Raw genomic sequence first — 6,090 nt, 5'->3', positions numbered from 1 at the left:
TGATCATCGCCTTTGGCACTGTGAGCATGCAAGCCATTCGCGCAGCGCGATCCAATCCCATTGACGCCTTGAGATATGAGTGATCAGTTCCCATCCTGCAAAGGAGAAACCCATGTTCGGTGAAATATCTCTACTCAGCAGCTATCTAAAAACAGCGATCCGCAACCTCGCCAGGCATCGCATCTACTCTGCCATCAACATCATCGGCATTGCCATCGGCCTCGCCTTTTGCATCCTCACCTACCTCTTCGTCCACAACGAATGGACCTACGACATCTTTCACGAAAACGCAGACCGAATCTATCGAGTTTACAAACAGGATGAAAGCGGTATTTCTGGTATAACACCAGACCCTCTTGGACCTGCATTAACAGAAGCATTTCCAGACATGCAGACGATTCGTTTCAGAGGTAGCGGGGGAAAAATTGGTACAGAAGATCGCGCTTTTCAAGCAAATTTGGGTTTTACCGATCCCAACTTTCTCGACATTTTTTCTTTTCCAGTCATTCACGGCGATCCTGCTCAAGCACTCCAGGACAAGTATTCTGTAATCATAACAGAAAAAATCGCGCAGAAATATTTCAACAACGCCAACCCCGTCGGGGAACAACTTCCAATTCAGTACTTCGGGAAAAAAATTCAAAACTATACCATCACGGGTATTGCAAAAAACCTGCCCAAAAACTCCACACTTCAATTTGACATACTACTGCTATTTGAACGGGCGTCCTGGGTCCAAGCTAAAAACGAATGGAATACATCCTACTTGGCTACGTATATAATGCTCCCCCCGAATGTATCCCCAAATAGTGTCGAACAGCAATTTCCCAGATTGACCAAAATCTGGTCGGGCGCCGAGCAAGAACTCAAACTCCTGCCTATCACCCAAATGCATTTTGCTCAAAACATGGGTGTGCGCAACAGCAGTAATCCCGTTTATTCATACATCCTATCGGGCATTGCACTCCTCGTCCTGTTTATCGCCTGCGTCAACTTCATCACCTTGACCCTCGGACGGCAGGCAACGCGAGCGCGAGAAGTCGGCTTGCGAAAAGTCGTCGGCGCAGGGCGCATGCAGATTGCAAACCAGTTTATCGGCGAATCGCTCTTACTCATCACCATCGCACTCATCGCAGGCATTGCCATCGCAGAACTCGCCTTACCAACATTCAACACTCTGGCCGGAAAATCCCTATCCATGAGCGACGGACTGAATCCCACAACCCTCGCCTTTCTCATTCTGCTTGTCAGCCTCGTTGGCGTCACAGCAGGGGGTTATCCCGCCTTTATCTTATCCCGATTGCAGCCGACCCAAATCATAACGAGCCGATTGCAAATTAAAACGGGCAATCGTTTTGGCAAATTACTGGTCATTTTTCAGTTTGCCCTATCCATATTCTTCATCATCACCACCTTGATGATGGCCCAACAACTCACCTTTTTGCGAACCAAACCCCTGGGATATCAAACCGAACACGTCGTCGCCATTCAGACCCATGCACTGCGAAGAGAAAACAAAACCTTACCAACCGTTTTTCGGGATGCCCTGCTGTCTCATCCTGCAGTGATCAGCACAGCCTGGTTTAATCATGCTCTAAGCAACAACATGAGCTCCCGGGCTGATGTGACTTATGAAGGAAATCCAAGGCAATACGTTGAAAACATTTACATTGACTACGACCTGTTCAAAACACTCGACATGAAACTCGTTGCAGGTCGAGAATACAACAGAGAATTCACAACAGATGCCAAAGAATCAATCCTTGTCAACGAAGCACTCGTCCAAAAATTCGGCATAGAAGACCCCGTCGGCAAAACAATCAAATATGGACGAGACAGGACCATCATTGGCGTTGTTCAAAATTTCCACTTCCGATCTTTGCATCACAAAATTGAACCCGCCATTATGCCCCTCAGGACATACACTGGACGTTTGTTGGTGCGCATTCACCCCGAAAATGTGCCCGGCACCATCGCATTTATAAAAGAACAATGGGAAAAAGTCGCCCCCAACCACGCATTCAACTTCTCATTCATCAACGAAGCCTTAGACAAACAATACAGAAAAGAAGAACGATGGAATCTCATGATCCAATACGCCACTGGATTCGCCATCTTCATCGCCGCACTCGGTGCTTTCGGACTGGCTGCACTGGCTGCTACGCGACGCACCAAAGAAATCGGCATTCGCAAAGTCTTAGGCGCATCCCAAGCGCAAATCCTATCCCTGCTCTCGCGGGAATTCGTCCTCTACATCGCCCTATCGAGCCTCATCGCATTCCCCATCGCCTATTACGCGACAAATCAATGGTTACAAACCTTCGCCTACCGCACCGAATTGGGTATTGGCACCTTCTTACTCGGCAGTATAGCCCTGTTCCTCGTCGTACTCACAACCATCACCACTCAAACCCTCAAAGCCGCGCGCGCAAACCCGGCGGATGCCCTGCGAGATGAATAGGGAACAATAATAGGAATCTTCCCATGATCAAAAATTATCTGACCGTTGCAATTCGCAACATCGCCAGAAATAAGACATTCTCCGCAATCAACATCATCGGACTTGCAATTGGAATGGCGTGCTGTGTGCTGATTTTTTCGATGATACATCAACAATGGTCTTTTGATCGGTTTCACAAAAACAGAGATGTGATCTTTCGGGTATTAACGCGGGAAATCACCAAAGAAGGCGAAGTCGCATTTATAGTATTACAGCCGAAAGATCTCGCAGGCGCATTGAAAGACGCGTTTCCAGAAATCGTTCATGCAACGCGATTTGCCAATTCATATGTAATTGTCGGGCGTGAGGACAAGCTGTTTCAAGAACGCATTTCACTAATAGATCCGCCTTATTTGCAGATGTTTACCTTTCCACTGTTAGCGGGAAATGCAGATTCTGCACTTGACGATTTGCACAGTGTGGTCATCAGCGAGCGCGTGGCGAGAAAATACTTTGGTGAGACAGAAAATTACGCCCGGGTGATAGGCCAATCACTGCGTATTAAAGGCTCTCGAGATCCGCAAGATTTTGTGGTGACAGGCATTATGAAAGCCTTGCCGTTGACCTCCAGTATGCGTGGAAATGATATTCTAATTCCCTTTGAGAATGCATATCGAGATGACACATGGTATTTCAGGACATCGCAGTCCCGGAGTGGAAATTTTGTATCGACTTATATTCAAATCCAGGACGCGAGTCAGGCAACTGCATTAAATGAAAAACTCGCTTCTTTTACCAGCGAACTTCTGGACAAGCAGCGAAGCAGATGGATCAAGAGCGGACGTATTCAAGATCGTGCCGATGCGTTTCGATTGCACTTGCAAGCACTCGTAGATATTCATTTTCAAAATGAAGTGCGCGGAGGATACGCACAAAAGATCAGCCCGATGTTTGCTTATGTCTTATCAGCCATTGGTATGGCGGTGTTGCTGATCGCCTGTATCAATTTTACAACCCTGTCACTGGGACAATCGACGCAGCGGTCATTGGAAGTGGGCATGCGCAAGGTGTTAGGCGCACATCGCGGTAATTTGATGCGGCAGTTTTGGGGTGAAACCCTGCTGATGAGTTTGCTGGCTCTGCTGTTGGGAATGGCACTTGTCGAGTTATTTTTACCGGTATTTAACAACATGATTGGCGGGGCAGTGGCGATTGTGCCGAGTTGGGAATTGGTCGTTGCGCTGATGGGTATTCTCGTATTTGTAGGGCTTGTGGCAGGCAGTTATCCAGCACTAATACTGTCAAAATTTCAACCCATATCCGTATTTAAGGGCAACACGCGGACAAGACGGCGCAAACCCTTCACAAGCGCCCTCGTCATAGTGCAATATGCCTTGTCGATTGTTTTGATGATCGGCACGGGCATTATGGCGCAACAATTGGATTATTTGCAGTCGAAAAGTTTGGGATATACCAGCGAACAGGTGGTGGTCCTGGACAAGGCGACGCCGGAAACGCCCCAACGCTTGCGCGATGCTTTACGCGGTCATGATCGCATTGTAAATATTGCTGGCGGTGGCTATTCATTTGTAAATAGTCAAGAACAAAGAGGCCATAGATTGCCCAATGGCAAGTCGATCACGATCTGGACCATGTGGATTGATGAAGCCTATTTAGAAACACTGGGCATTGATCTAAAAATGGGCCGAAACCTTTCCCCAGATTTTCCGAGCGATTCTCAGCGGGCTGTAATTGTGAACGAGACACTGGTAGATATTTTGGGATGGGACGATCCAATTGGACAACCATTTCCCGTACTAAATAAAAAAGAGCCGCATCAGGTGATTGGGGTGGTAAAGAATTTTCATTTTCAGTCGCTTCACAATGAAATCGAGCCGATTGCATTTTATAACTCGATAGGCGACTCGCCAGGTGATCGCGGCCCAGGCGTGATTCTCGTGCGTATTCGTCCAGAAGACATAAACGGCAGTATTGAATTGCTGCGAGAAACCTGGAAAAAAATAGAACCAACGCGTCCATTTTCAATCGCATTCCTGGATCAACAGGTCAACGAGCAATACCGCAAAGAACAGCACTGGCTCCAAATTGTCTGGTACGCATCGGGATTTGGAATCTTAATCGCGTGTCTGGGTTTATTTGGCCTCGCATCGCTATCTGTTTCGCAGCGCACAAAAGAAATAGGCATCCGCAAGGTATTGGGCGCATCGGTAAGTGAAATCATCGCGCTCCTATCCCGGGAATTTGTGCTCCTCCTCACCATCGCCAATCTCATTGCCTGGCCCATAGCCTACTGGACAATGGGACAATGGCTCAACGGCTTTGCGTATCGCATTGAACCCGGTGTAAAAACATATCTTCTGTGTAGCCTATTAGCCGTTGTCATCGCCCTGTGTACCATAAGCCTTCAAGCCATCCGCGCTGCGCGTTCCAATCCCGTGGATGCCCTGCGACATGAGTAATCAATTCCCATCCCGTAAAGGAGCAACCAATGTTCGGTGAAATATCTTTATTCAGTAGCTACCTGAAAACAGCAATCCGCAACCTCGCCAGGCACCGCATCTACTCGGCCATCAACATCATCGGCATTGCCATCGGCCTCGCCTTTTGCATCCTCACCTTTCTCTTCGTTCAAAACGAATGGACCTACGACACCTTTCACGAAAACGCCGACCGCATCTATCGAGTTTATATAAAAGGGCGAAACGAACGCGTTCACGGTGTAACACCCGGCCCTCTCGGACCCGCCCTGAGAGAAGCATTCCCGGACCTGCAAACGGTTCGTTTCGCGTCTCGCACGGGGAAAATTGGAACAGAAGATCGCGCTTTTCGGGCAAAATTGGGGTTTACCGATCCCAACTTCCTCGACATCTTTTCTTTTTCAATCCTTCGAGGCGATCTATCCCATGCCCTTCAAGACAAATACTCCGTGCTCATAACAGAAAAAACCGCTCAGAAGTATTTCAACAACACCAACCCGATCGGAGCAGTGCTTCCCATTGAATACAAAAATGAAATCCAGGATTACACCATCGCGGGCATTGTGCAAAACGCGCCCAAAAACTCCACGATTCAATTTGACGTGCTAATGCCCTTTGAACAAAGCAAGGTCGAAGACAGATGGAATTCCTACAGCATATTTACTTTCATGATGCTCCCCCCAAATGTACACCCAAACGGTCTCGAACAGCAATTTCCCAAATGGGCCAAAACCTGGTGGAACGAAAAGAGCGAGAATCAGATCAAACTTCAGCTACTCACCGAAATGCACTTCGATCAAACCATGCACGTAAGCCGTCGCAGTAATCCAATTTACTCATACATCTTATCGGGCATAACAATCCTCGTCCTATTTATCGCCTGTGTCAACTTCACCACCCTGACCCTCGGACGGCAGGCAACCCGGGCGCGAGAAGTCGGCTTGCGAAAAGTCGTCGGCGCAAAACGCTCACAAATCGCAAAACAATTTATCGGTGAATCGCTCTTACTCATCACCATCGCGCTCATCGCTGGCATTGCCATCGCAGAACTCGCCTTGCCAACATTCAACGACCTGGCCGGGAAATCCCTATCCTTGACCGACGGTCTCAACCCCACAACACTTGCCTTTCTCATTCTGCTGGTCAGCCTCG

The 6,090-nt window shown here is 48.1% G+C and carries 3 protein-coding genes; all 3 read left to right on the top strand.

Translation table 11 applies throughout. The features are described 5' to 3' along the window. Positions 1 to 112: 112 nt before the first annotated feature. Positions 113 to 2,461, top strand: a complete 2,349-nt coding sequence (locus OXG87_21060; GenBank protein MCY3872045.1) for an ABC transporter permease — start codon at positions 113 to 115, stop codon at positions 2,459 to 2,461. A 23-nt stretch (positions 2,462 to 2,484) separates the two neighbouring features. Next, positions 2,485 to 4,920, top strand: coding sequence for an ABC transporter permease (locus OXG87_21055; GenBank protein MCY3872044.1), 2,436 nt, complete (start codon positions 2,485 to 2,487; stop codon positions 4,918 to 4,920). 29 nt (positions 4,921 to 4,949) lie between these two features. Continuing rightward, positions 4,950 to 6,090: ABC transporter permease (locus tag OXG87_21050; GenBank protein ID MCY3872043.1), on the top strand; the 1,141-nt coding region annotated here is incomplete at its 3' end.

The organism is Gemmatimonadota bacterium, assembly GCA_026706845.1.
GTDB lineage: Bacteria > Latescibacterota > UBA2968 > UBA2968 > UBA2968 > VXRD01.
This window is presented reverse-complemented; position numbering and strand designations above follow the sequence as displayed.

Excerpts from the sequence above, each read along its gene's own strand:
- OXG87_21060 (MCY3872045.1), top strand. The coding sequence starts at position 113 with ATGTTCGGTGAAATATCTCTACTCAGCAGCTATCTAAAAACAGCGATC.
- OXG87_21055 (MCY3872044.1), top strand. The coding sequence starts at position 2,485 with ATGATCAAAAATTATCTGACCGTTGCAATTCGCAACATCGCCAGAAAT.